The organism is Luteimonas sp. FCS-9 (assembly GCF_001014645.1).
Taxonomy (GTDB): domain Bacteria; phylum Pseudomonadota; class Gammaproteobacteria; order Xanthomonadales; family Xanthomonadaceae; genus Luteimonas.
Genome location: NZ_LASZ01000021.1, coordinates 27,758 through 51,188, shown reverse-complemented (window position 1 = coordinate 51,188; position 23,431 = coordinate 27,758). Strand labels below are relative to the sequence as shown.

Below are 23,431 nucleotides of genomic sequence, written 5' to 3'. Positions count from 1 at the left end.
CGCTCCTACGATCAGCGTTGCGTGGCGTCGCGTGGCGGTGCGGCCTGGCGGCGTCAGCGCGGCTGCAGGGTGACCGCGCCGACGACCCACATCGTCGGTCGGGTGTCGCCGGTGAAGCGCAGGCACAGGTCGGTCGCGCGGCGCGTGGCCAGCGCGCCGGTATCGATCGGAACGTCGAGGGTCACGAAGCCGTCCGCGTCGGGCGCTGCGGGCAGTGGCTGCGTCGCCAGCACCGGGCCGTCGCAGCCGCCGCCCTGGACCTGCAGTTCGCCGTGCGCGGTGGCCGCCGGCAGGAACGTGCGCTGCGGCTCGTCGTGGGCGAGCTGGAACGCGTAGGGCATGCGCCCGGCACGGACCGTCAGCCGGTCGATGTCGCCCAGGTCCGCCGCCGGCCACAGCCAGCACGGATGGAAGATCGTCACGTCGAAGATCGCGCGATCGCCTTCCAGCGGGCCGTCGTCCTCGAGCCGCAGCAGCAGGCGACCGATGTCGGGACAGACCGACAGCTCGGCGTTGCGGCGGGTCAGCAGCGAGGTCGCGTCGACGGTGTGGGTCGTGGCCGGCGCCAGCGGCGTGCCGTCGGCGGCGAATGCCGCTGCGCGCACCTGCGCGGGCAGGCGCAGGTCCAGCGGCGCGGCGTAGCGCGGCGAGCCGGCATCGGGGACGCTGCCGTCGAGGGTGTAGCGGATCGGGTAGCCCAGCGGATTGCGCAGCGTCACCCGCGCCGTCCCGTCGCGGCGGTCGCCGTCGATCGTCGCCAGCGCCTGGAACGGCGTCTGCGCATAGGCGATGTCCAGCGCCCGGTAGCGCTGCAGCTGCGCCGGCAGCCGTTCCAGGAAGCCGGCGTAGTCGCGCGCCTGCGCCGGCGACCAGCCGGTCTCGGCCAGCGCGGCCATGCGTGGGAACAGGTGGTGCTGCAGGCGCGCGAAGCTGCGCGTGTGCTCGGTCCACATGTTCGCCTGCACGCCGAGAATGTGATGGCGCTGCGCCGCCGACAGCGCGGCGGGCACCGGTTCGAAGCGGTAGACCTGCTCGAGCGTGACCATCGACGGCCGGCCCGGCGGTTCGTCGGGCGCGTCGGTCTGCAGGTAGTCCAGGTACAGGTCCGAGACCGGGCTCATCACCACGTCGTGGCCGAGCGCCGCCGCGGCGAGGCCGCCCTCGATGCCGCGCCACGACATCACCGTCGCCTCGGGCGGCAGGCCGCCCTCGAGGATCTCGTCCCAGCCGATCAGGCGCCGGCCGTGGGTCGACAGGAAGCGCTCCATGCGGCCGATGAAGTGGCTCTGCAACTGCGCTTCGTCGCGCACGCCCAGCTCGCGCATGCGCTGCTGCACCCGCGGCGAGGCCTCCCACTGGTCCTTGACCGCCTCGTCGCCACCGACGTGCACGTAGGTGCCGGGGAACAGCTCGACGACCTCGGCCAGCACGTTCTCCAGGAACGCGAACGTCGATTCCTCGACGTTGAACAGCGTGCGGTTGACGCCCCATTCGGCCAGCACCGGCACCGGCGCGTCGAGCACGCCGAGCTCGGGATAGGCCGCGACCGCGGCCTGCGCGTGCCCGGGGCCGTTGATCTCGGGCACCACATCGATGTGCAGTGCCGCGGCATAGGCCACGACCTCGCGGATCTGGTCCTGGGTGTAGAAGCCGCAGTAGGGCACCGGTGCGCCGGTCGCCGGGTCGATGCCGCCGTCGCCAGCCGGAATGCGGCAACCGCCGATCTCGGTCAGGCGCGGATAGCGCTTGATCTCGATGCGCCAGCCCTGGTCGTCGGTCAGGTGCCAGTGGAAGACGTTGAGCTTGTGCAGCGCCATCGCATCGAGCACGCGCTTGATCTCGTCGACGCTCTGGAAATGCCGCGCCGAATCGAGCATGAGCCCGCGCCAGCGCAAGCGCGGGGCATCGTCGATGCGCAGCGCGGGCAGCGTCATCGCCTCGCCCTGCGCCTGCGCGACCAGCTGCCACAGCGTCGTCGCGCCGTGGAACAGGCCGCGCGCGTTGGACGCGCGCACCGCGATGCCGTCGGCATCGATCGTCAGCGCATAGCCTTCGGGCGCCTCCGGCGAGACCGCCGGGTCGACCACGAACGCGATCGTGCCAGGCGCCGGGCCGCCGGCCGTGGGCACGCCCAGGCGCAGGCCGTTGGACCGGGCCGCGAGCGCCGCGAACCGGCGCGCCGCCTGCTGCGCCGCCTCGCCGTCGGCGTGCAGCGGCGTGGCCGCGTCGAGATCGAAACCGCCGTCGCCGGCGACGAGCCGGGCGGGAAGGGGGATCAGTGCCGGGGCTGCGACGACCTCGTGCGGCCGCTGCGGCCGCGGCGCGCAGGCCGCGAGCAGGGTCGCGGCGGCGAGCAAGAGGATCGCCGCGCGCAGGCGAAGGCGGGAGGGCGGGAGGCGATGGCGCATGCGGACCGGTCCGGACAAGATGGGCGGCGGCGCCGGACGGCGCTGCCGCGGGACGCGGGCGGCGGCGCCCGCGGACGATGCGGCGCGCGCAATGCGCCCGGCGGCCGGGCGCAGCACGCGCGTCGCCGCGCTCAGAACCTGAAGCGGAAGTTGAGGTAGTACTGTCGGCCGTTCGAGTAGAACGCGTAAGGCAGGTAGCCCGCGTCGGTCTGCGTGTAGTACTTGTGGTCGGGGTTGTTGAGGTTGAGCCCCTCGAGCGTGACGGTCAGCCAGTCGCTGGCCTTGAAGCCCAGCGATGCCGACAGCGTGCCGAAGTCGTCCTGGTAGAACGCGTCGGTGCGGCTGACGCCGGCGTAGAACGCGTCGCGGAACGTGTAGCTCACGCGGGCGTTGAAGCGCTCGTTCTCGAAGTAGCCCGACAGGTTGTAGGTGTTCTCGGACGTGCCGTTGAGCGGGCGGCCGCCTTCGGCGTAGCCGTCGGCATAGGTGTAGTTGGCCGCGACGCCGAAGTGCTCGCCGATCGGCTGCTCGTACGTCAGCTCCACGCCCTTGACCTTGCCGTTGCTGTTGATCGGCATCGAGACCAGGTAGTCGGCATACACGTCCCGGCCGGCCTCGACGCTGGCCGCCTGGTCCTTGTACTGGATCGTGGTGGTGCCGAAGTTGACGTAGTCGTCCAGGTCCATCCGGAACAGGCTGGCGGCGAGCAGCGCGCGCGGGGCGAAGTACCACTCCAGCGACAGGTCGAGGTTCGTCGAGACGATCGGCGACAGGTACGGATTGCCGCCGCTGCCGGTGTGGGTCAGGTCGTCGAGCGCCAGCGTGCCCGACAGCGCCGAGAAGTCCGGACGGGTCATCGTGCGCGAGGCCGCGAAGCGCGCGACCACATCGTCGGTGATGTCGAGCTTCAGGTTCAGGCTCGGCAGCAGCTTGCTGTAGTCGTTCTGGTCGCGCACCGGCAGGTAGGCGCCGAAGTCGGAACCGGTGATCGCGCCGGGGACGTCGTCGGGCGAGGACACCGACTGGTTGTAGTTCACGTCGGTGTCGGTCCGGACGTAGCGCAGGCCCAGGTTGCCGCTCCAGCGGTCGCCCTGGAAGTTGGCCTGCACGTACGCGGCCTGCACCTGCTCCTTCACGCCGTAGACGCCCGAGAAGTCGAAGCGGCCCACCGGGTCGCGGTTGGCGAAGCGCGCGTTGAGCTCGGCCAGCTGCGCGGGCGTGTAGTACCAGACGCCACCGGGTACGCTGCCGCCGATGCCGTGGCCGAAGTCGCCGGGAAAGCGTCCGCCCGGCGCCGGGTAGGCGTCGAAGTCCTGCCAGTCGCTGGCCCAGTTCGGGCCCTGGCCGATCTGCCGGTCGTTGCGGCGCTCGTGCTCGGCATGGCGCACGCCGAAGTCCAGCGACGACAGCACGCCGCCCAGGTACAGCTCGGCGTCGGCGGCGAACCAGTCCTCGTCGTCGCGCACGTCGATCGCCTGGCCGCCGAAGATCCAGCCGAACTGCGGCAGGTGCGTGCCGCTTGTGTTGTCGCCGCCCAGCGACCAGTCGATCGGATCGCCCAGGCCGTGCATGCGCCAGCTGGCGCCGGCGTTGCCGGCCACGCCGGTCTCGATCACGTCCTGGGTCGGGCTCCGGCCGCGGCCGCGGGTGGTGCCGGCCTGGACCTTGATGCCGAGCGCATCGCTGGCCTGCCAGTCGGCGTCGAGGGCGATGTACTTCGATTCGGAGCCCGCACCGGGGCGCGAGATCATGTCGTAGACGCCGTAGGGCGTGATCGCGTCGCCGGTCACGGGCGCGTACGTCGCCTCGGTCAGCACGCCGTTGCGCACCACATAGCCCGGCTCCGGCGCCTGGCCGTTGACGAACTGACTGCCCCACATCATGAAGTTGCGGTTGAAGTTGTCGGCCTCGAGCTTGGAATAGAACGCGTTCAGGCCGAGGGTAAGAGTGTCGGACGCCTTGACCTCGATGTCGACCACACCGCCCTTGCGCTCGCGTTCCTGCTCGAACAGCACCGCGCCGAGCAGGTTGGGGTAGAGCACGCCTGCCAGGTCCGGGTTGGACGCGGCGACCGCCGAATCGGCGTCGATGACCCCGTAGCCGCCCACGACCTCCTGGCCGTCGCGGCGCAGGTGCCGCTTCTGGTGGAAGCCCTGGACCATCACGCCGACGTTGCCGGCCTCGTTCTTCCAGTTGAACAGCGCGCTGATCTGCGGGTCGGTCTCGCCCGGCAGGTCGGCGTGCACCGCGCCCACCGAGACCTCGGCGGTGAACGGCTGGGGAAACTGCAGCGGGCTGCGGGTAATGATGTTCACCGAGCCGGCGGTGCCGCCCTCGACCAGCTTGGCCTGGGAGGTCTTGTAGACCACGACCTGGTCCACGATCTCGGCCGGCAGCAGCGAGTAGCTGACGCTGCGTCCGACGTTCGCGGTCTGGCTGAGCACGAACCAGTCGCCGGTGCCGATGGTATGGCCGTTGACCAGCGTCTGGGTCAGGCTGGGGTTGGTGCCGCGCAGGCTCACGCGGTCGGCCTCGTCGAAGCCGCCCTCGCTGGCGCTCGAGGAACTGATGTTGACGCCGGGCAGGCGCTGCAGCGCGTCGGCGACGTTCTTGGCCGGCAGCTTGCCGATGTCCTCGGCCGACACCGCCTCGACGTGGGACTGTGCCTCGCGCTTGGTGTCGAGCGACTTCTCCAGGCTGCCGCGGATGCCGGTCACCACGACCCGGTCGAGATCGGTGGCCGCCTCGGACGTGGGGGCCGCCTGTTGGGCCTGGGCCTGCGCGGCGACGCACAGCCCCAGCGTGATCGCGGCCGAAAGCACTGATTTACGGGTGTTCATGGTGGTCCCCATCGCTGATGTGAGTGGCGCCGCGGCGGATCCGTGCCGCCGCGGGCGTGCCTGTGCCGGCGTACCCCACTGCCGGACCGCGGCGGCCGCGCCTTCCCAGGGCGCGTCCGCACGCAGGTCCTTCCCCGACCGTCGTGCCCCCGGCGACGCGTCAGTCGAGCCGGTCGAGATACCAGCTGGCAGCGCCGACGACGCCCAGCTGCCCGTGCTCGACCAGGTTCACGGGAATGCGTTCGAGCGCCTCGCGCATCGGTCCCTTGTCGAGGAACCGCGCGACGAAGTCGCTGCCCATCAGGTAGTGGCGGATCTGCGGCAGGATCCCGCCCGCCAGGTAGATGCCGCCGTGCGCGCCGTAGAGCAGCGCCATGTCGCCGATCGTGCTGCCGAGCAGCCCGCAGAACGCGTCGAGCGCCGCGCGCGCCGGCGCGTCGCCGCCGGCGATCGCCGCCGCCGTGACCTCGCCCGGCGCGGCGTGCACCGGCGCGTGGCCGTGCAGCGCGCAGACCGCGCGGTAGAGGTGCAGCAGGCCCGGGCCCGAGAGCGCATGCTCGATCGGCACGTGCGTGCGGTCGCGCTGCAGCTCGCGCAGCAGCGCCATCTCCGAGGCGTTGCCGGTCGTCAGCGCGGCCTGCCCGGCCTCGGTCGCCAGCACGACCGGGCCGTGCGCCGTGGGGATGCGCACCGCGGCGCCCAGGCCCGTGCCCGGGCCGACGATCAGCATCGGGCCGGGCGCGGCGGCGTCGGGGCCGGTGAGGCGCAGCACCTCGCTGGCGTCGACCTGCGCGGCGGCGTGCGCGACGGCCTCGAAATCGTTGACCAGCCGGAAATCGCGGAAGCCCAGCCGCGCGCGGATGCGCTCGAGCGAGATCGGCCAGGGCAGGTTGGCGGTGATCACGGTGCCGTCGCCCAGCGCGTAGCCGGCGCTGGCGATCGCGCCGGCGTCGACCCGGCGCCCGGGCAGGCCGGCCAGGAAGTCCTCGACGATCTCCGCCAGCCCGGGATGGTCGGCGCAGGCGTACTTGCGGTACTCGAGCACGCGCACCGGGTGCGCGGCATCGCCGGTGGGCTCGACCAGGCCGATGCGCACGTGGGTGCCGCCGACGTCGGCGGCGATGAACGCGTCGCGCGCGGCGTGGCGGTGGGCGGTCGACTGCGGGGTGGGGGATGCGGCCACGGAAGCTCCGGAGGGGAAGGGCGCCATACGATGACAGCCACCGCCAGTTGCGGCCGAGTGTCGACACGCAATGACAACGATGTCAACGCCTAAGGGCGAAATCGTCCTGAGCGGCGCGGCATCCGTCACATCGGTGCAACAATCGCCGCTGTCGCAGCGGGTGAACGCTCGAATCGGGATTAATCAAGGGGTTTTGGGCTGTCGGCCCGCGCCGGCAGGCACCGACGATGCCGCAATGCAGCAGGCATCGTGCGCGGAATCTGGGGCATGATGCGGTCGCCGGCACGCGTCCGGTGTGGTTTGATGACAACGTTGGTACTCGATGTCCGGTCGCGGCCACCGCCGCGCCGGGTCCTGCAGCCCGTTCCGCCGGAGCGATCTCCCGATGGCCGCAATCGCGACACCGCACGTCCGCCCGACCCACGCGACCTCGATCGCGATCATGGGCCTGCTGTTCTTCATCATCGGCTTCTTCACCTGGGTCAACGGCCCACTGATCGCGTTCGTGCAACTGGCCTTCGAGCTCGACGAGGTCAACGCGTTCCTGGTGCTGATGGTGTTCTACCTGTCGTACTTCTTCCTCGCGCTGCCCGCGGCCTGGGTGCTGCGCCGCACCGGCATGAAGAAGGGGCTGGCGCTGAGCCTGTTCGTGATGGCCGGCGGCGCGATGCTGTTCGGCGAATTCTCGACCCAGCGCTGGTACGCCGGCGCGCTGTCGGGCCTGTTCGTGATGGGCAGCGGACTGGCGCTGCTGCAGACGGCGGTCAACCCGTACGTGAGCATCCTCGGGCCGATCGAGAGCGCGGCGCGGCGCATCGCGCTGATGGGCATCTGCAACAAGGTCGCCGGCATCCTGGCGCCGGTGGTGCTGGGCACGGTGGTGCTGCACGGCATGGGCGATCTGAGCGCGCAGGCCGCCGCGGCCGACGCGGCCGGCCGCGCGCAGCTGCTGGGCGAGTTCGCGGCCAAGATCCACACGCCGTACCTCGTCATGGCCGGCGTGCTGATGCTCGTCGCGCTCGGCGTGCTGTTCTCGCCGCTGCCCGAGCTGCGGCCGGCCGAGGCCAACGCGGCCGCCGAGCCGGGCGAGGGGGCGCGCGTACGCGGGCTGTTCCAGCTGCCGCACCTGTGGCTGGGCGTGCTGTGCCTGTTCCTGTACGTGGGCGTGGAGGTGCTGGCCGGCGATGCGATCGGTACCTACGGCAACGGCTTCTACCTGCCGCTGGACCGCACCAAGTTCTTCACCTCGTTCACGCTCGGCGCGATGCTGCTCGGCTACGTCGTCGGGCTGGTGGCGATCCCGCGCTTCGTCAGCCAGGAGCGCTACCTGGGCATCTCGGCGGTGCTGGGCATCGTGTTCTCGGCCGGCGCGTTCCTGAGCCACGGCTACGTCGCGGTGGGCTTCGTCGCCGCGCTGGGCTTCGCCAACGCGATGATGTGGCCGGCGATCTTCCCGCTGGCGATCAAGGGCCTGGGCCGGCTGACCGAGACCGGCTCGGCGCTGCTGATCATGGGCATCGCCGGCGGCGCGATCGTGCCGCAGCTGTTCGCGGTGCTCAAGCAGCACGTCGACTTCCAGCTGGTGTTCCTGGCGCTGACGCTGCCGTGCTACCTGTACATCCTGTACTACGGGCTGCGCGGCCACCGCGCCGGCCGCGCGCCGCGATGAGCCGCGCCGGGCGATGATGGCGGCCGTCGAAACTCCGGAGCCGGGCGTGCGCAAACCCACCATCAAGGACGTCGCCGCGCGGGCGAAGGTCTCGCTCAAGACCGTCTCGCGGGTGATCAACAACGAGCCGTCGGTGCTGCAGGCCACCCGCGCGCGCGTGCACCACGCGATCGCCGAGCTCGACTACGAGCCCGATCCGTCGGCGCGAAACCTGCGCAGCGCGACCTCGTTCGTGATCGGGCTGATCTACGACAACCCCAACCCGTACCACATCATCGGCGTGCAGAACGGCGTGCTCGCCGCGTGCCGCGAGACCGGCTTCGGCCTGCAGATCCATCCCTGCGACGCGAGCTCGCCGCTGCTGGTGGACGAGCTGGTGGAGTTCGTGCGGCGCTCGCGGCTGGCCGGCCTGGTGCTGACCGCGCCGATGTCCGAGCGCCGGGAACTGATCGACGCGCTGACCGCGCGCGGCATCCGCCTGGTGCGCATCATCGCCGCGACCGAGGATCCGCGCGACGGCCACCCCTGCGTGTTCGTCGACGACCGCGACGCCGCCTACGAGATCACCGAGCACCTGATCCAGCTCGGCCACCAGCGCATCGGCTTTCTGTGGGGCGGGCCGCAGCACCATTCCAGCGGCGAGCGCCATGCCGGCTACGAGGCCGCGCTGCGCGACTACGGCATCGCCCTCGACAAGCACCTGGTGATCCCGGGCGACTACACCTTCGACGACGGTTTCCGCGGCGCGCGCCGCCTGCTGGCGCTGCGCGACCCGCCCACCGCGATCTTCGGCTCCAACGACGAGATCGCCGCCGGCGTGCTGGCCGCGGCCAAGTCGGCGGGCATGAACGTGCCCTTCGATCTGTCGATCGCCGGCTTCGAGGACAGCCCGTTCTCGCGCCAGTCGTGGCCGCCGCTGACCACGGCCAAGCAGGCCACCGAGGACATCGCGCGGCAGGCCGCGCGGATGCTGATCGCCAGCCTGCGCGAGGACGCCGATGCCGTCGCCGCCCAGGCCACCCACAACCAGGGCTTCGTGCCGCAGCTGGTCGTGCGCGGTTCGACCGCGCCGATGCGCCCGCGGCCGACGCTGCCAACGGGACCCGAGGATGCCCCACGTGACTGAGGCGCCGCGCGACGCGGCCACCACCTGGATGTTCCGCGAGGCCGCGCAGGCTGCGGACGTCGTCGCCGCGCAGCTGGCGCGCAACGCCGACGCGGTCGATGCGCTGGTCGACGCGCTGCTCGCCCGCCCGCCGCAGTTCGTGGTGACCTGCGCGCGCGGCAGCTCCGACCACGCGGCGACCTACGCCAAGTATCTGCTGGAGACCCGGCTGGGCATCGTCACCGCATCGGCGTCGCCGTCGGTCGGCTCGGTCTATGCCACGCCGCAGCGCATGCACGGCGCGCTGTTCATCGCGATCTCGCAATCGGGCCGCAGCCCCGACCTGCTGCGCAACGCCGAGGCCGCGCGCGCGGCCGGCGCGCACGTGGTCGCGCTGGTCAACGTCGAGGACGCCCCGTTGGCGCAGATCGCCGACACGGTGCTGCCGCTGCATGCCGGGCCCGAGCGCAGCGTCGCGGCGACCAAGAGCTATCTGGCTTCGCTGTCGGCGCTGCTGCAGCTGACCGCGCACTGGCAGCGGGCCGCCGGCGGCGACACCGCGCTGGCCGCAGCGCTGCCGGCGCTGCCCGAGGCGATGCGCGCGGCCTGGGCCTGCGACTGGACGCCGCTGGTCGACGGGCTGGCGGCGGCGCACAACCTGTTCGTGCTCGGACGCGGGACCGGCCTGGGCGCGGCGCAGGAGGCGGCACTGAAGTTCAAGGAGACCTGCGGCCTGCACGCCGAGGCCTACAGCGCCGCCGAGGTCCGCCACGGGCCGATGGCGCTCGTCGGCCCGCGCTTCCCGGTGCTGCTGCTGGCCCAGCCCGACGGCACCGATGCCGGCACGCGCGCGGTCGCCGACGAGTTCCGCCTGCGCGGCGCGGACGTGTGGCTGGCTGCGCCGGGGGGCGACCTGCCGGTCGCCGCCGCGCCCGATCCGGCCTGCGCGCCGCTGCTCGCGGTGCAGAGCTTCTACCGCGCGGCGAACGCGCTCTCGCTGCGGCGCGGCTTCGATCCCGACGTGCCGCCGCACCTCAACAAGGTCACGGAGACCGTCTGATGGCCCTCGCCCTCGTCAACGGCCGCGTGCTGACCGACGCCGGCTTCCGCGATGATGTCGCGGTGCTGGTCGAGGGCGCGCGCATCGCCGCGCTGCTCGCGCACGACGACCCGCGCCTGCGCGATGCCGACCGCCACGACCTCGGCGGCCACTGCCTGCTGCCGGGCTTCGTCGACGCGCAGGTCAACGGCGGCGGCGGCGTGCTGTTCAACAATGCGCCGACGGTCGAGGCGATCGCCAGGATCGCCGCCGCGCATCGGCGCTTCGGCACGACCGCGCTGCTGCCGACGCTGATCAGCGACGACGTCGAGGTGATGCGCGCAGCGATCGCGGCCGTGGACGCGGCGATCGCCGCCGACGTGCCCGGCGTGATCGGCATCCACCTCGAGGGCCCGTACCTCGCGCCCGAGCGCCGCGGCACCCACGACGCCGGCAAGTTCCGCGTGCCCGGCGCCGACGAGATCGCGCTCGCCACGTCGCTGCGCGGCGGCGTCACGCTGTTGACGCTGGCGCCCGAGCGCGTGCCGGCCGATACCGTCCGCGCGCTGGTCGCCGCCGGCGCGATCGTCGCCGCCGGGCATACCGCGGCGACCTGGGCGCAGGCGCGCGCCGGCCTGGACGCGGGCATCCGCGGCTTCACCCACCTCTACAACGCGATGTCGCCGCTGCAGGGACGCGAGCCGGGCGCGGTGGGCGCCGCGCTCGAGGATCGCGACGCGTGGTGCGGGATCATCGTCGACGGCGCGCACGTGCATCCGGCCAGCCTGCGCGTCGCGCTGGCCGCCAAGCCGCGCGGCAAGGTGTTCCTGGTCACCGACGCGATGCCGCCGGTCGGCGCCGACCGGCCCGACTACGAGCTCTACGGCGAGACGATCACCGCGGTCGACGGCGTCGTGCGCAACGCCGCCGGCGCGCTCGCCGGCTCCGCGCTCGACATGATGGCGGCGGTGCGCAACACGGTGCGCACGCTCGGCGTGCCGCTGGACGAGGCGGCGCGGATGGCGGCGACCTATCCGGCGGCGTTCCTCGGCCTCGACGACCGGCTGGGACGCATCGCGCCCGGCCTGCGCGCGGACTTCGCGCTGGTCGACGACGCGCTGTCGATGCGCGGGACCTGGATCGGCGGCGTCGCCGATGCGGGTGGGGCCTGACGGTGTGAGCTGCCGTGTCATGGAGCTCGCCGGTGAAAGCCAGCGGATGGTCGCTCGAACCGTAGGAGCGGCCTCGGCCGCGAAGACGTTCACGGGAAAGCCCCATCGCGCGCGAGCGCGCTCCTACGGAAAAAAAGCCGGAGGACGGCCGCCTCGCCCGTAGGAGCGGCCTCGGCCGCGAAGACGTTCACGGGAAAGCCCCATCGCGCGCGAGCGCGCGCCTACGGAAGAAAGCCGGGGGATGGCCGCCTCACCCGTAGGCGCGGCCTCGGCCGCGAAGACGTTCACGTGAAAGCCCCATCGCGCGCGAGCGCGCGCCTACGGAAGAAAGCCGGAGGACGGCCGCCTCACCTGTAGGAGCGGCCTCGGCCGCGAGGGCGTTCGCAGGAAGGCCCCATCGCGCGCAAGCGCGCGCCTACGGGCGCGCAGCACGGGAGTGCGCGGCGATCGATGGGGGCCGGCGCCTCCGCTTTGGCGATCCGCGCGCAGCTTGTACCCTGCGCGCTGCCGTTCCTGGATTCCGTACGATGACCGCATCTTCCTCCGCCCTCCGGGCTGCCGGCGACGCCGAACGCGCCGCCGCGCGCCTGGCCTGGGCGCGCGCGGCGACCGGCGAGACCGCCTTGCAGCTCGAGCGCGCGTCGATGGATGCGGGCTTCCGCAGCTACTGGCGCACGCAGGGCGCAGGACCGGCGCGCATCGTCATGGATTCGCCGCCCGATCTCGAGGAGGCGCGGCCGTGGCTGCGCATCCGCGCGCTGCTGCGAGAGGCCGGCGTTCGCGTCCCCGATGTGCTGGCCGAGGACACCGACGCCGGCTTCCTGCTGCTGGAGGACCTCGGCCATCGCACCTGCCTGGACGTCGTCGACGACGCGAGCGCGGACGCGACGTTCGACGCGGCGTTCGACCAGTTGCTGCGGCTGCAGGCGATCGCCTGCCCGGACGACCTGCCGGCGTACGACGCGCCGATGCTGCAGCGCGAACTCGACCTGTTCGAGGACTGGTTCCTCGGCCGCCACCTCGGCGTCGCGCTCGATGCCGACGCGCGCGCCGGCCTGCAGGCCGTGCAGCGGACGCTGGTCGAGGCCGTGCTGGCGCAGCCGCAGGGCTTCGTGCACCGCGACTACATGCTGCGCAACCTGATGCCCGACGGCGCGGGTGTCGCGGTGATCGACTTCCAGGGCGCGGTGCGCGGGCCGCTGGCCTACGACCCGGTCAGCCTGTTCCGCGACGCGTTCCGCAGCTGGCCGCCCGCGCGCGTCGACACCTGGCTCGCGCGCTACCACGCCCGCGCGCGCGCAGCCGGCGTGCCGGTCGATCCCGACCCCGCCGTCTTCGCCCGCCATGCCGACCTGGCCGGCATGCAGCGCCACCTCAAGATCCTCGGCCTGTTCGCGCGGCTGCACCACCGCGACGGCAAGCCCCGGTACCTGGCCGATGCGCCGCGCTTCGTCGGCTATCTCGACCAGGTGCTCGCGCGCGAACCGGCGCTCGCGCCGCTGGCCGCCATCCTCGACCGCCACGTGCGGCCGCGGCTCGCGGCCGTCGCCGCCCTGGACGACGCACGATGACCCAGACCGTGATCCCGCAGCTGCGCATGACCGATGCCGCGCGCAGCCTCGCGTTCTATGCTGCCCTCGGCTTCATCGTCGACTGGGAGCACCGTTTCGAGGCCGGACTGCCGCTGTTCGCGCAGCTCACGCGCGACGGCCAGACCCTGTTCCTGACCGGGCATGCCGGCGACTGCGCGGTCGGCGGCGCGGTCTACTTCAAGGTGGCCGACGTCGATGCTTGTGCGCGGGCGTTCGCCGCGGCCGGCGTGCCGATCCTGCAGCCGCCACACGATACCGACTGGGGCACGCGCGAGATGCTGCTGGTCGATCCCGACCACAACCGGCTGCGCTTTGCGCAGCACCCCGACTGAGGTTCCCATGATCGACCTGTTCGACGCCCCGCCGCAGCCGGTGGACGGCATCCGCACCGGCATCGGCGGCTGGACCTTCGCGCCGTGGCGCGACAACTTCTATCCCAAGGGTCTGGTGCAGAAGCGCGAGCTGGAATACGCGAGCCGGCGGCTGACCGCGATCGAGGTCAACGGCACGTTCTACGGCGCGCAGAAGCCGGCAACCTACGCCGCCTGGCGCGCCGAGACGCCCGACGGCTTCGTGTTCACGCTCAAGGCGCCGCGGCACATCGTCGGCGCGCGTTCGCTGGCCGGCACCGGCCCGCGGATCGAGGCCTTCGTCGGCGGCGGCATCGCCGAGCTCGGCGACCGGCTCGGCCCGCTGCTGTGGCAGTTCGCGCCGAACCGCCGCTTCGACGCCGACGACGTCGAGGCCTTCCTCGCGCTGCTGCCGCGCGAGGTCGACGGCCTGCCGCTGCGCCATGCCGTCGAAGTCCGCCATCCCTCGTTCCAGAGCGCGGCGTGGCTGGCGCTGGCGCGTACGCACGACGTCGCCACGGTGTTCACCGACTCGGCCGATTACCCGTCGTTCGCGGACCTGACCGGCGACTTCGTCTACGCCCGGCTGATGTCCAGCCGCGAGGAGCACCCGCAGGGCTACCCCGGCCTGCAGCTCGACGCCTGGGCGCAGCGCGCCCGCCAGTGGGCGAAAGGCGGCGCGCCGTCGGACCTGCCCTACGCCGGCGACCGCGACGCCGCCCCGGTCGTGCCGCGCGAGACGTTCGTGTTCTTCATCTCCGCGGCGAAGGCCCGCAATCCCGCCGCCGCGATGGCGCTGCAACAGCGGCTCGAAGCCACCGCATAGCCCGTCGGCTCTCACCTCCCCCGCCCGCGGGGGAGGTCGGCGCGCATCGTGCGCCGGGTGGGGGCACGGCTCGCCACGACCTGCACGATGCCCTGGTTCGCCCCGGCGTCGCTCTCGCTACCGCCTGCCGCCTGTCGCAGCGCTCAATCCGCCGTTCCGCTCCGCCGCCAGCCGGGCCTCAAGCATCGCTTCGGCGGCATCGACGTACGCCGTGCAGTCGACCGGACGTATCCGCTCGAGCGTCGCCCCGTAGCGCAGACCGCTGGCGTCGGGATGCGGGGGCAGCAACAGGCCGCAGGACAGCGCGCACCTACAGGTGGCGGATTCGTCGATGCGGACATGCGTCGTACCAACGCGCGGGCTGCAGTGGACGCCACCGTCGCAGATGTCATTTTTGTGACGCGATGCAGTCTTTACATTTGACTGTTGTCAATAGATGGTTTGACGAATTTTGTCATCTGGATACTATCGGTTCAGGTTTGTGGATCGCAGGTAAACGCGACGCAAGCCCTCGCGGGTCCCCCACCCAGGTCCATTCCCCGGAGAGAGAGCCAATGACACCGAGAACCACCCAGCTGAGAAACGCCATCCGCCTTGCGTTGTTGAGCGGTGCGGCGACCATGACCTGTTCCGGCGTCGCACTGGCGCAGAGCGGCGAGGCGCAGACCGGCGCCACGGAGCTTGACCGTATCAGCGTCACCGGCACCCGAATCCAGAGCCAGTCGATCACCTCGGCCAGCCCGGTGACCGAGATCGGCGCCGAGGCGTTCACCTACTCGGGCGCGACCAAGGTGGAAGACCTGGTCAACAGCTATCCGCAGCTGTCGATGAGCTTCGACAACTTCCAGAACAACGGCTCCACCGGCTACGCAACCGTGTCGCTCCGCGGGCTGGGTCCGGAGCGGACACTGGCGCTGATCAATGGCAGGCGGCTGCCGCCAGGCGGCAGCGAAAGCCGGGACGTGAGCCTGGTGCCGACCTCGATCATCAAGCGTGTGGACATCCTGACGGGGGGTGCATCGGCGGTGTACGGCGCCGATGCGGTCGCAGGCGTCGTCAACTTTGTGCTCGACGACGAGTTCGAGGGCGTCAGCGTCGACCTGGGGTACTCCCACTTCCAGCACGACAACGAAAACCATTACATGCGCGAGCTCCATGACGCCCGGGGATTCGATTACCCGAGCGGCAGTAGCGGCTCGCTGGGCAGGTCCAGGAACATCGATGTCGCCGTCGGCGGCGCGTTCGGCAGCGGCGGTCATGCGGTCGCCTGGGCGGGGTGGCGCGAGAACGATCCGATCATGCAGGGTGCATTCGACTACTCGTCGTGTGCGCTGTCTGCCGACGGCCGGTCGTGTGCCGGGTCTTCCGCGTCGATCGAACCGAGCTTCACGATCATCCATCCTGAGGTCACGGGATCGACGTCCGCACATCTGAATGCGGATGGGAGCTGGGGCCGAGGCTTCGCCCCGGCCTACAACCACGGACCGGTCAACTACTACCAGCGGCCCGACAAGCGGTTCAACTTCGGCAGCGCGGTCAAGTACGAGGTCAACGAGCACTTCGTTCCGTACATCGAGACGTTGTTCGTCAACCGGAAAAGCGAGGTGCAGATCGCCGAGTCGGCGACCTTCAATACCGCCGTCGACCTGCGTTGCGACGACCCATTGGTGGGAAGCCTGTGTTCGGATCTGGGCCTGCCGGTATCGAGCGAACCGATGTCGATCCTCGTCAACAAGCGCAACGTTGAGGGTGGGCCCCGGCAGAATTTCAGCGAGACCACGACCTACCGGTTCGCGGTCGGCAGCCGGGGGGCGCTCAACGAAGCTTGGTCCTACGACCTGTCGTACACCTACGGGCACAACCAGCTCAGCGTGTCGACGCACAACGACTTCGTGACCACCTGGGTGGCCGACGCGCTGCTGGGCTGTCCGGATGGGTCGTTCGCAGGCTGTCTGCCGTACAACGTCTGGCAGCCGGGCGGGGTGAGCGTGGAGGCGGCGAGCGTACTCGGCGGCGTCGGCGTGCGGCATATCAACACCGACTCCCACGTGGTCAATGGATTCGTCAGCGGCGACCTGGGCGTGGGCCTGCCCTGGGCCAACGGGCAGACCATCGGTCTGGTCGCGGGCTACGAATGGCGCCGGGAGACCTACGAGCGTCGCGTGGACACCAATACCGCGCTGGGCAACTTCACCGGTGTCGGCGGTCCGACGTTGCCGATCGAAGGGGAAATCAAGGTCGCCGAACTGTTCCTGGAAGGCGCGGTGCCGCTGGTCTCCAATGTCGGCGTGCTCGACGACCTGTCGCTCGACCTGGGCTTCCGCTATTCCGACTACGACCAGTCCGGCGGCGCGAACACCTGGAAGGCCGGTTTCACCTCCAGCTTCGCGGACAATCGCTTCCATCTCCGCGGTGGATTCAACCGTGCGATCCGCGAGCCGGGCATCTTCGACCTGTACTCGGAATCCGCACTCGCGCTGTGGGGCGGCAGCGACCCCTGTGCGGGCGTCTCGCCGCGCTTCTCGGCCGCCCAGTGTGCCAATACCGGCGTGCCGGACGCGCTGTACGGCAATATCAGCGCCAACCCTGCCGACCAGTACAACCAGCTCACCGGTGGCAATCTTGCGCTGGAGCCCGAGACCGCCGAGACCTGGACGGTGGGCTTCTCGCTGACCCCCGTCCGCGGCCTGGAGGTCTCGCTCGACTACTGGAAGATCGAGATCGAGGACACGATCTCGTCGATCGGGGCGGTCACCATCCTGGAGCAGTGTGGCCTGTCTGGCGACCCGTTCCTCTGCGACAAGGTCAACCGCAACCCGGTCACGGGCACGCTGTGGCTGACCGACGACGCCTACGTGGAGAACCTGACCGACAACTTCGGCGAGCGCAGCTTCAGCGGCATCGACCTGTCGGCCGCCTACAGCTTCGATCTCGGTCCCGGGCGCCTGCTGACCTCGATCAACGGCAGCTATGCGCTCGATCGCGAGATCTCGCCACTGCCGGGCGTCAATGATGCCGCCACCTACGATTGCACCGGCGTGATCAACCCGCAGTGCCGGAACGCAGCCGCTGCACCCGACTGGCGCCACATCGCCAATGCACGCTACGTCTTCGACCGCTACACGGTCGGCCTGCGCTGGCGGCACATCGGCGGCCTGGACTACGTGCTGGCCAATGGTGCGACGGGCACGGCCGATGCGATCGTTGCGCGCACCGGTGGAATCGGGTCCTACAACTACCTCGACCTGTCCGGCTCGATTCAGGTCGGCGACTACACCACGTTCAATCTGGGCGTGAACAACATCGCCGACAAGGAGCCGCCGCTGGTCGGCAGTTCGCTGGCGCTCAACGCCAATGCGCTCGGTGGCTACGACCAGGCCGGGCGCTACGTCTTCGGCAGCGTGAACATCCGCTTCTGATCGATCGCAGGTGCGGTCGGGAGGCCGGCGGGGCGTGCGCCCCGCCGGTCTTGCCGCGCCGCTTGCCGGATCTCGACATTCACTGCCGAGGCAGCATGTCGAAGGCGATCGTCATACGCGGCGTCTCGCCATCGAAGGGCGCGGTGCCGTGCCACATGCACGACGGAAATACGACGAGCCGGCCTGGCTCGGGACGCACGACCCTGCGCGGCGGCAGATCGAGCCCGAGTGTTTCCAGTGGCTGGCCCAATCGCAGGCAGCCCGGCGACTCGCCGTCTTCACCGTGCGCGCGTTCCGGCGCAGGCGGCACTTGAACGTAGAACGCCGAACTCATCCAGCCGCGCGAATGGATGTGGTTGCGGTGTTGCCCGCCTTGTCGCAGACGGACCGACCACGAGCCCTCGAACGCAATGCTGCGACGCCTGCGCGACAGGAACGGATGCGTCGGATCCTCCGGCAACGTCGAAAGCCATTGCTCGATCGCCGTCAGCAGCCGACGCTGCAGCGCCGCGATGGCGGGCAACCGCCGGCCGAACAGGTTGCCGGGGGTCTGCGTTCCCTCGCGCAGGCTCTGATTGACGGGTGCGTGGCTCGCCTGGTGCAGTGGCTCGAGTTCCGCAGCCAGTTCGGCCAGGAATACGCCGATGTCCGTATGGCCGTCGGGCGGGTCGATGTCCAGGCAGCCGACCATCCGCTCATAGTCGAACAGCCACGCTTCCCGCGCATCGCCCAGCAGGCGCCAGGCGGTGCCCAGGTTGCTCCAGGCGTCCTGGTCGTACGGGGCCGCGGCGATCGCGCGCTGCGCCAGGTCAACGGCGCCACGCCATTGGCCGGTGCGCAGCCGGTGCCTGGCATAGGCGTTGAGGAAGGCGGGGACGCGGTCCCCGATGCCGGCATACGCGCGCTCGTAGTGCGCCTGCGCGTCGTCGTGTCGCCCGAGCAGCGCCGATGCATCGGCATGCAGCCAGTCGATCGCGGGGTCGTGGGCGAGTGGTCCGCCCAGGCGCCCGATCCAGTCGATCGCGGCCTCGCCTTGGCCGGCCTGGAGGAGGAACCGCAGGTAGGCGATCTGCATGTCCCGGTCGTCGCGTCGCGCACCGGCTGCATCTGAAAAGGCCGCGATCGGGTCGGGCACGGATGCCAGTCGTGCGCCGTACTCCCAGAGCAGATGGGCGAAGGTCGACTGGCCGGGAACATAGGTCGGGTGCGTGCGCACCAGGTCGCGCGCGTTGCGTAGTGCATCGTCTGTTCGCCCGGCGTCGAGCAGCGCGCCACTCAGCGCATCGATTAGGGACGGTCCGGTGCCGGGTTCGCGCGCTGCGTGCTGGAAGCAGGCGACCGCTTCGTCCGCGCGTCCGGAAAGCCGCAGGACCGCACCGAGCGAGCGCCATGCCGGTGCGTAGTCGGGTTGGGCATCGATCGCTGCGCGATATGCGGCCGCTGCCTCGTCATGACGCCACTGGGCCCGGCATGCATTGCCAAGGGCGTGCCAGGCGGGTGCGGAGCCAGGCTGCAGCCGCGTCGCGTGCGTCAGGGCGGCGATGGCGGCCTCGTGCCGATCCAGCGACATCTCGGCCGTTCCCAGCTGCAGCCAGGCCTGGAAGTCGCTGGGCGCGCAAGCGACGGCGCGGCGCAGATACGCGACGGCTTCTGCGCTGCGGTCGCTGCGCCGTAGATACGTGGCGACATTGCGCAGGACCGGGACGCTGGTCGGCGCCAGAGCGAGTGCCCGGGCGAACGCCGCTTCGGCCTCGGACGGCCGCTGCGATTCGGCCAGGCACATCGCCAGCACCTGATGGGCGTCGGGCGCGTCAGGGGCGTCGCGCGCCAGACGATGTGCGATGGCCAGCGCCTCGTCGAGACGTCGTGCCGACAGCGCCTGCAGCGCCTCACGGAACCGGGCGGCCTGTTCGTACGTCAGCGCCGCGAATCGTGGAGATGTCGTCATCGCATGGTCTGGTCCGGGCGCGAGGGTCAGCGGACCCGGGCGACGGGAACGGGCACGCGGGCCGGGGTACGCAGGATGTGGTTGCCCAGCGGGCCGCGACGGATCTCGACCCGGTCGCCCACCGCGACGTGTCCCCGGTCCGCATCGTTGGATCGGCGCCATGCCTGCCCGTTGTCCAGCACGAGGACGCGTTCCCGGCGGCTACCGTGTTCGATCGCCGTGATTGTGGCCTCGACCCGGTCGATCGTCGCGTCGACGAACCCGTTCCGATCCGTCGTGCGCAGGCCGAACTCGCGCAGGGGGCGCGCCGCGGCCGCCTGGCGGACGGCGGGCGTCACGGGAAACGCGGTGTCGTAGCAGGCCAGCCGAGCCGCCGCTTCGACCACCGCCGCGCAGGCGTGGCCCGGCGCCGGTTCCGATGCGCCGACCGCGCCGGCGAACAGCCAGGAGAGCCGGAGGCCTCGCAGCATCGGCGGCAATGGGCTTGGAGCGGACAAACGTGTTCTCCTTCGCCGGCGCTGCCGGCCGTGGTCGGGGGAAACGCGTTCGAACGCGCAGGCGCGTTCCAGGCCTCGTGATGCCCTAAGTGCTCAACACCCGCGGCACGACGGACCATGCCGGTCGAAGCTACCTCAAGCCAGTCGCGGTTGTCGCGTTTCCGGCCGATCTTGGTTCGAGCGTGCCGCGGCGATCGCCGCGATCCGGGCGCGGCGCAGGGCCTCGCCGATCGCCGGGCCGGCGAGGCCGTCCGCCGCGAGGTCGCGGGCGTTGATCGCGCAGGCGGCGTCGTGCGCGCGGCGCAGCTGCGCGCCTTGCGGATAGTCGGCGTCGGCGCTGCCCAGCCGACCGCGCTTGTCGGCCTCGCACACCAGCGAGAGCTGGGCGATGCGCTCGGGCCGGCGGAAACCGTCGCAGCGGGCGATGAGGTCGTAGAGCGTGGCATCGCGCAGCTCGGCGATGCGGTGCACGTTGAGGTGTTCCCGGCACGCGACGATCGCCAGCTCGCGATGCGCGGCCGGCACCTTGAGCCGGGCGCACAGCGCCTCGAGCGGGCGCATGCCCGCGTGCTCGTGGCCGATATGGCGCGGCAGCCGGTGCGCGGGCGTCAGCGCCTTGCCCAGGTCGTGGGTCAGCGCGGCGAAGCCGATCGCGTCGTCGCCGGGCGCCAGCCGCGCGGCCATGTCGACGACCAGCTCGACGTGCGCGCCGGTGTCGACCTCGGGGTGGTACTCGGCGCGCTGCGGCACGCCGTAGAGCGCGTCGACCTCGGGCAGCACGACCGCGAGCGCGCCGCAGTCGCGCAGCGTGCGCACGAACGCCGACGGCCGCGCCGACGCCAGTGCGCGGCGCAGTTCCTGCCACACGCGCTCGGGGGTGAGCGCGGCGAGTTCGCCGGCGTCGACCATCGCGCGCATCAGCGCCATCGTCTCGTCGGCGACCGTGAAGCCCAGCGGCGCGAAGCGGGCCATGAAGCGCGCGGCGCGCAGCACGCGCAGGGGGTCCTCGGCGAACGCGGGGCCGACGTGGCGCAGCACGCGCGCCTCGATGTCGCGCGCGCCGCCGTAGGGATCGACCAGCGTGCCGTCGGGCGCCTGCGCGATCGCGTTGATCGTGAAGTCGCGGCGCTCGAGGTCCTGCTCGAGCGTCACCGACGGATCGGCGTCGACGACGAAGCCGCGATGGCCGCGCCCGCTCTTGCGTTCGGTGCGCGCCAGCGCGTGTTCCTCGCCGGTGCGCGGATGCAGGAACACCGGAAAGTCGCGGCCGATCGCGCGGAAGCCCGCGGCCTCCATCGCGGCCTGGGTCTGGCCGACGACGACGAAGTCGCGGTCGCCCGCCGGCTGGCCGAGCAGCGCATCGCGCACCGCGCCGCCGACCAGGTAGATCTCCATCGCGCTCACGGCGCCGGGCAGGCGAACGGCGTGCGCCGGGCGTCGCCGCCGCCGCGCAGGCGCGTGTCGAGCTTCGCGGCGCGGCCGTACATGCGCCAGTCGTAGAGCACGCTGAAGGCGAGCACGCGCGCGACGTACTCGCGCGTCTCGCGGTAGCTGATCGTCTCGATCCAGAAATCCGGGTCCATGTCCGGACGCTGCGACAGCCAGCGCGAGGTCGGCGTGGGGCCGGCGTTGTAGGCCGCGATCGCGACGTACGGCTTGCCGTACATGTCCTTCTTCTCGCGCAGGTACGCGGTACCCAGCGCGACATTGGTCTCGGGGTCGTAGAGGCTCTCGGCGCCGCCCCAGGCGCGGCCCAGCCGGCGCGCGACCGCCGCGCCGGTCGAGGGCAGCACCTGCATCAGCCCGCGGGCGTCGGCGGGCGAGCGCGCGCGCGGATTGAACGTGCTCTCGGCGCGGATCTCGGCCGCGACCCAGGCCGGGTCGAGGCCGTGCCGCTTGGCCTCGCGTTCGATCAGCGCCTGCTGGGTCAGCGGGAAGCGCAGCGCGTAGAGCCGCGTCTCGTCGGGCTGCCGGCCGAGCCCGAACACCGCGCGGTCGTACCAGCCGTTCTCCTGCGCGACGAGCACCGCGATGCGCCGCTGCTCGTCGTCGAAGCGCGCGAGCGCGGCGGTCCATTCGCGCGTCGCCCAGCCCGGCCGCTCGATCCGGTACAGCGCCATCGCCCGCACGATGCCCGGGTCGGTCGCCACGCGGGTCCGGGCCTCGTTCGACGGCGCGAACTCCCAGGGGCACAGCGCGTAGGGCTGGTCGAGGCGGTCGGCGGCGAGGAAGCCGTGGAAGTCGGATTTCGTCGCCGCGTCGCGGTACAGCCGCTCGGCGGTCGCGGCATCGCCGGTCAGCGCCGCGAGCCGCGCCTCGAAGTAGGTCCAGCGCGACTGCGCGCGCTGCGCCGCGCCCATCGCGCGGATCGCCGCCAGCGCCGCCGGCCAGTCGCGGCGCGCCATCGCCTCGCGCGCGCGCCACTCGTGCAGGCGCTCGTCGTAGGCCGAGGCCGGCACCCGCGCCAGCAGTCGCGCCGAGTCCGGCAGATATGAGGCCACGGTCCACAGCGCGGCCTGGTAGAGCACGCGGCCGTTGTCGTCCTCGGTGAAGCCCAGCGCGGTCGCGACCGCCGGCAACTGGGCCTCGGCGCCGAGCGGGTCGTCCTTGGCCAGGCGCGCCAGGCCGTGCGAGGCGACCAGGCGGCTGCGCGCGGTCTTCGGCCAGCCGGTCGCGCGCGCGTGCGGCGCCTGCAGGTAGGCGGCGTAGTCGGTGGCCAGTGCCTGCTCGGCCGCCGAGAGCCCGCGCGCGATCGCGCGCGCCATCGTCGCATCCTGCGCGGCGACCGCGAGGTCGAAGCGTTCCCAGCGCAGCGCATCGTCCAGGCCGCCGCGCGCAGCCAGCGTCTGCAGCGGCGCGTCGCATTCGTCGGGCAGCGATGCGCCGCTGCTGCGCCAGATCGCCTGCACGTCGCGCGTCCACTGTGCGTCGGTCGGGTCGGTGCGCGCACGCGCGTCGAGCTCGATGCAGCGCAACGCGACGTTCGTGATCGACGTCGACCACGCGGCGCGCACGCCGGCCCATTCCTGGCGCTTGGCCAGCGCGCGCAGCCAGCCTTCGCGGAACACCTCGGCCACCGGTTCGCCGGCATGCCGGGCGAGGAAATCCTGGCCCTGGGGCAGCGGCAGCGTGTCGAGGCTGCGGCGCAGCGCGGCGAGCTCGAGCCACGCGGCCGCCGGATGCGCGGCCATCGCCGGCGGCACTGGCTGGCCGCGCTCGGCGGCCTGCATCGCGGCGAGGAAGCCGTCGTCGGCCTGTGCGTGTACGCCGGACGCGGCGAACGCGAGCAGGGACAGCAGCGCGCCGCGCAGCGTGCGCGGCATCGGGCGGGCGGTGCGAGAGGCGCTGGACGGCATCGGCAGGCGGACGGCGGGAGACGGCCG

The 23,431-nt window shown here is 71.7% G+C and carries 15 protein-coding genes; 8 read left to right on the top strand and 7 right to left on the bottom strand.

Annotated features, from left to right (window positions below):
* Nucleotides 1–53: 53 nt before the first annotated feature.
* From WQ56_RS15065 to WQ56_RS15055, 3 genes are all read right to left on the bottom strand, one after another.
* Nucleotides 54–2,408 carry a family 20 glycosylhydrolase gene (locus WQ56_RS15065; protein WP_047137966.1) on the bottom strand — a complete coding sequence of 785 codons (2,355 nt, stop codon included), beginning with the start codon at nucleotides 2,406–2,408 and terminating at the stop codon, nucleotides 54–56.
* Nucleotides 2,409–2,539: 131 nt separating this feature from the next.
* Nucleotides 2,540–5,248: a TonB-dependent receptor gene (locus tag WQ56_RS15060; protein ID WP_047137965.1), complete on the bottom strand. Its 2,709-nt coding sequence runs from the start codon at nucleotides 5,246–5,248 to the stop codon at nucleotides 2,540–2,542.
* 160 nt (nucleotides 5,249–5,408) lie between these two features.
* Complete coding sequence (locus WQ56_RS15055) at nucleotides 5,409–6,431, bottom strand: glucokinase family protein (protein WP_047137957.1); 1,023 nt, start codon at nucleotides 6,429–6,431, stop codon at nucleotides 5,409–5,411.
* Nucleotides 6,432–6,816: 385 nt separating this feature from the next.
* Between WQ56_RS15055 and WQ56_RS15050 the strand changes: the two genes are divergently transcribed.
* The 8 genes from WQ56_RS15050 (at nucleotide 6,817) to WQ56_RS15015 (ending at nucleotide 17,603) form a co-directional block, all read left to right on the top strand.
* Nucleotides 6,817–8,100, top strand: coding sequence for a sugar MFS transporter (locus WQ56_RS15050; RefSeq protein ID WP_047137956.1), 1,284 nt, complete (start codon nucleotides 6,817–6,819; stop codon nucleotides 8,098–8,100).
* Between the two features lie 46 nt (nucleotides 8,101–8,146).
* Entirely contained in the window at nucleotides 8,147–9,226 is a 1,080-nt protein-coding gene (locus WQ56_RS15045; RefSeq protein WP_047137964.1) for a LacI family DNA-binding transcriptional regulator, read from the top strand.
* Nucleotides 9,210–10,265, top strand: coding sequence for an SIS domain-containing protein (locus tag WQ56_RS15040; protein WP_047137955.1), 1,056 nt, complete (start codon nucleotides 9,210–9,212; stop codon nucleotides 10,263–10,265). The genes WQ56_RS15045 and WQ56_RS15040 overlap by 17 nt, the downstream gene beginning before the upstream one ends.
* Entirely contained in the window at nucleotides 10,265–11,416 is a 1,152-nt protein-coding gene (nagA, locus tag WQ56_RS15035; RefSeq protein ID WP_047137954.1) for an N-acetylglucosamine-6-phosphate deacetylase, read from the top strand. The genes WQ56_RS15040 and nagA overlap by 1 nt, the downstream gene beginning before the upstream one ends.
* Before the next feature lie 527 nt (nucleotides 11,417–11,943).
* Nucleotides 11,944–12,987, top strand: a complete 1,044-nt coding sequence (locus WQ56_RS15030) for a phosphotransferase (RefSeq protein WP_047137953.1) — start codon at nucleotides 11,944–11,946, stop codon at nucleotides 12,985–12,987.
* Complete coding sequence (locus tag WQ56_RS15025; protein ID WP_047137952.1) at nucleotides 12,984–13,340, top strand: VOC family protein; 357 nt, start codon at nucleotides 12,984–12,986, stop codon at nucleotides 13,338–13,340. The genes WQ56_RS15030 and WQ56_RS15025 overlap by 4 nt, the downstream gene beginning before the upstream one ends.
* 7 nt (nucleotides 13,341–13,347) lie before the next feature.
* A complete protein-coding gene (locus WQ56_RS15020; RefSeq protein ID WP_047137951.1) occupies nucleotides 13,348–14,184 on the top strand; it encodes a DUF72 domain-containing protein in 837 nt (278 codons plus the stop codon).
* A gap of 554 nt (nucleotides 14,185–14,738) precedes the next feature.
* Nucleotides 14,739–17,603: a TonB-dependent receptor gene (locus WQ56_RS15015; RefSeq protein ID WP_047137950.1), complete on the top strand. Its 2,865-nt coding sequence runs from the start codon at nucleotides 14,739–14,741 to the stop codon at nucleotides 17,601–17,603.
* A gap of 79 nt (nucleotides 17,604–17,682) precedes the next feature.
* On the opposite strand, the gene WQ56_RS17790 is transcribed toward WQ56_RS15015, so the two are convergent.
* From WQ56_RS17790 to WQ56_RS14995, 4 genes are all read right to left on the bottom strand, one after another.
* Complete coding sequence (locus WQ56_RS17790) at nucleotides 17,683–19,551, bottom strand: tetratricopeptide repeat protein (protein WP_052773041.1); 1,869 nt, start codon at nucleotides 19,549–19,551, stop codon at nucleotides 17,683–17,685.
* Between the two features lie 26 nt (nucleotides 19,552–19,577).
* Entirely contained in the window at nucleotides 19,578–20,030 is a 453-nt protein-coding gene (locus tag WQ56_RS19120; protein ID WP_197076507.1) for a hypothetical protein, read from the bottom strand.
* Between the two features lie 153 nt (nucleotides 20,031–20,183).
* On the bottom strand, nucleotides 20,184–21,443 hold the full coding sequence (locus WQ56_RS15000) for a multifunctional CCA addition/repair protein (RefSeq protein ID WP_047137948.1): 1,260 nt from the start codon (nucleotides 21,441–21,443) through the stop codon (nucleotides 20,184–20,186).
* A gap of 5 nt (nucleotides 21,444–21,448) precedes the next feature.
* Nucleotides 21,449–23,371 carry a lytic transglycosylase domain-containing protein gene (locus tag WQ56_RS14995; protein WP_047137947.1) on the bottom strand — a complete coding sequence of 641 codons (1,923 nt, stop codon included), beginning with the start codon at nucleotides 23,369–23,371 and terminating at the stop codon, nucleotides 21,449–21,451.
* Nucleotides 23,372–23,431: the final 60 nt, after the last annotated feature.

Bases quoted from the DNA above. Each gene is read 5' to 3' on its own strand.
- nagA (WP_047137954.1), top strand. From the start codon at position 10,265: ATGGCCCTCGCCCTCGTCAACGGCCGCGTGCTGACCGACGCCGGCTTC.
- WQ56_RS15025 (WP_047137952.1), top strand. From the start codon at position 12,984: ATGACCCAGACCGTGATCCCGCAGCTGCGCATGACCGATGCCGCGCGC.
- WQ56_RS15050 (WP_047137956.1), top strand. From the start codon at position 6,817: ATGGCCGCAATCGCGACACCGCACGTCCGCCCGACCCACGCGACCTCG.
- WQ56_RS15020 (WP_047137951.1), top strand. From the start codon at position 13,348: ATGATCGACCTGTTCGACGCCCCGCCGCAGCCGGTGGACGGCATCCGC.
- WQ56_RS15040 (WP_047137955.1), top strand. From the start codon at position 9,210: ATGCCCCACGTGACTGAGGCGCCGCGCGACGCGGCCACCACCTGGATG.
- WQ56_RS15030 (WP_047137953.1), top strand. From the start codon at position 11,944: ATGACCGCATCTTCCTCCGCCCTCCGGGCTGCCGGCGACGCCGAACGC.
- WQ56_RS15060 (WP_047137965.1), bottom strand. From the start codon at position 5,248: ATGAACACCCGTAAATCAGTGCTTTCGGCCGCGATCACGCTGGGGCTG.
- WQ56_RS15065 (WP_047137966.1), bottom strand. From the start codon at position 2,408: ATGCGCCATCGCCTCCCGCCCTCCCGCCTTCGCCTGCGCGCGGCGATC.
- WQ56_RS14995 (WP_047137947.1), bottom strand. From the start codon at position 23,371: ATGCCGCGCACGCTGCGCGGCGCGCTGCTGTCCCTGCTCGCGTTCGCC.
- WQ56_RS17790 (WP_052773041.1), bottom strand. From the start codon at position 19,551: ATGACGACATCTCCACGATTCGCGGCGCTGACGTACGAACAGGCCGCC.
- WQ56_RS15015 (WP_047137950.1), top strand. From the start codon at position 14,739: ATGACACCGAGAACCACCCAGCTGAGAAACGCCATCCGCCTTGCGTTG.
- WQ56_RS15000 (WP_047137948.1), bottom strand. From the start codon at position 21,443: ATGGAGATCTACCTGGTCGGCGGCGCGGTGCGCGATGCGCTGCTCGGC.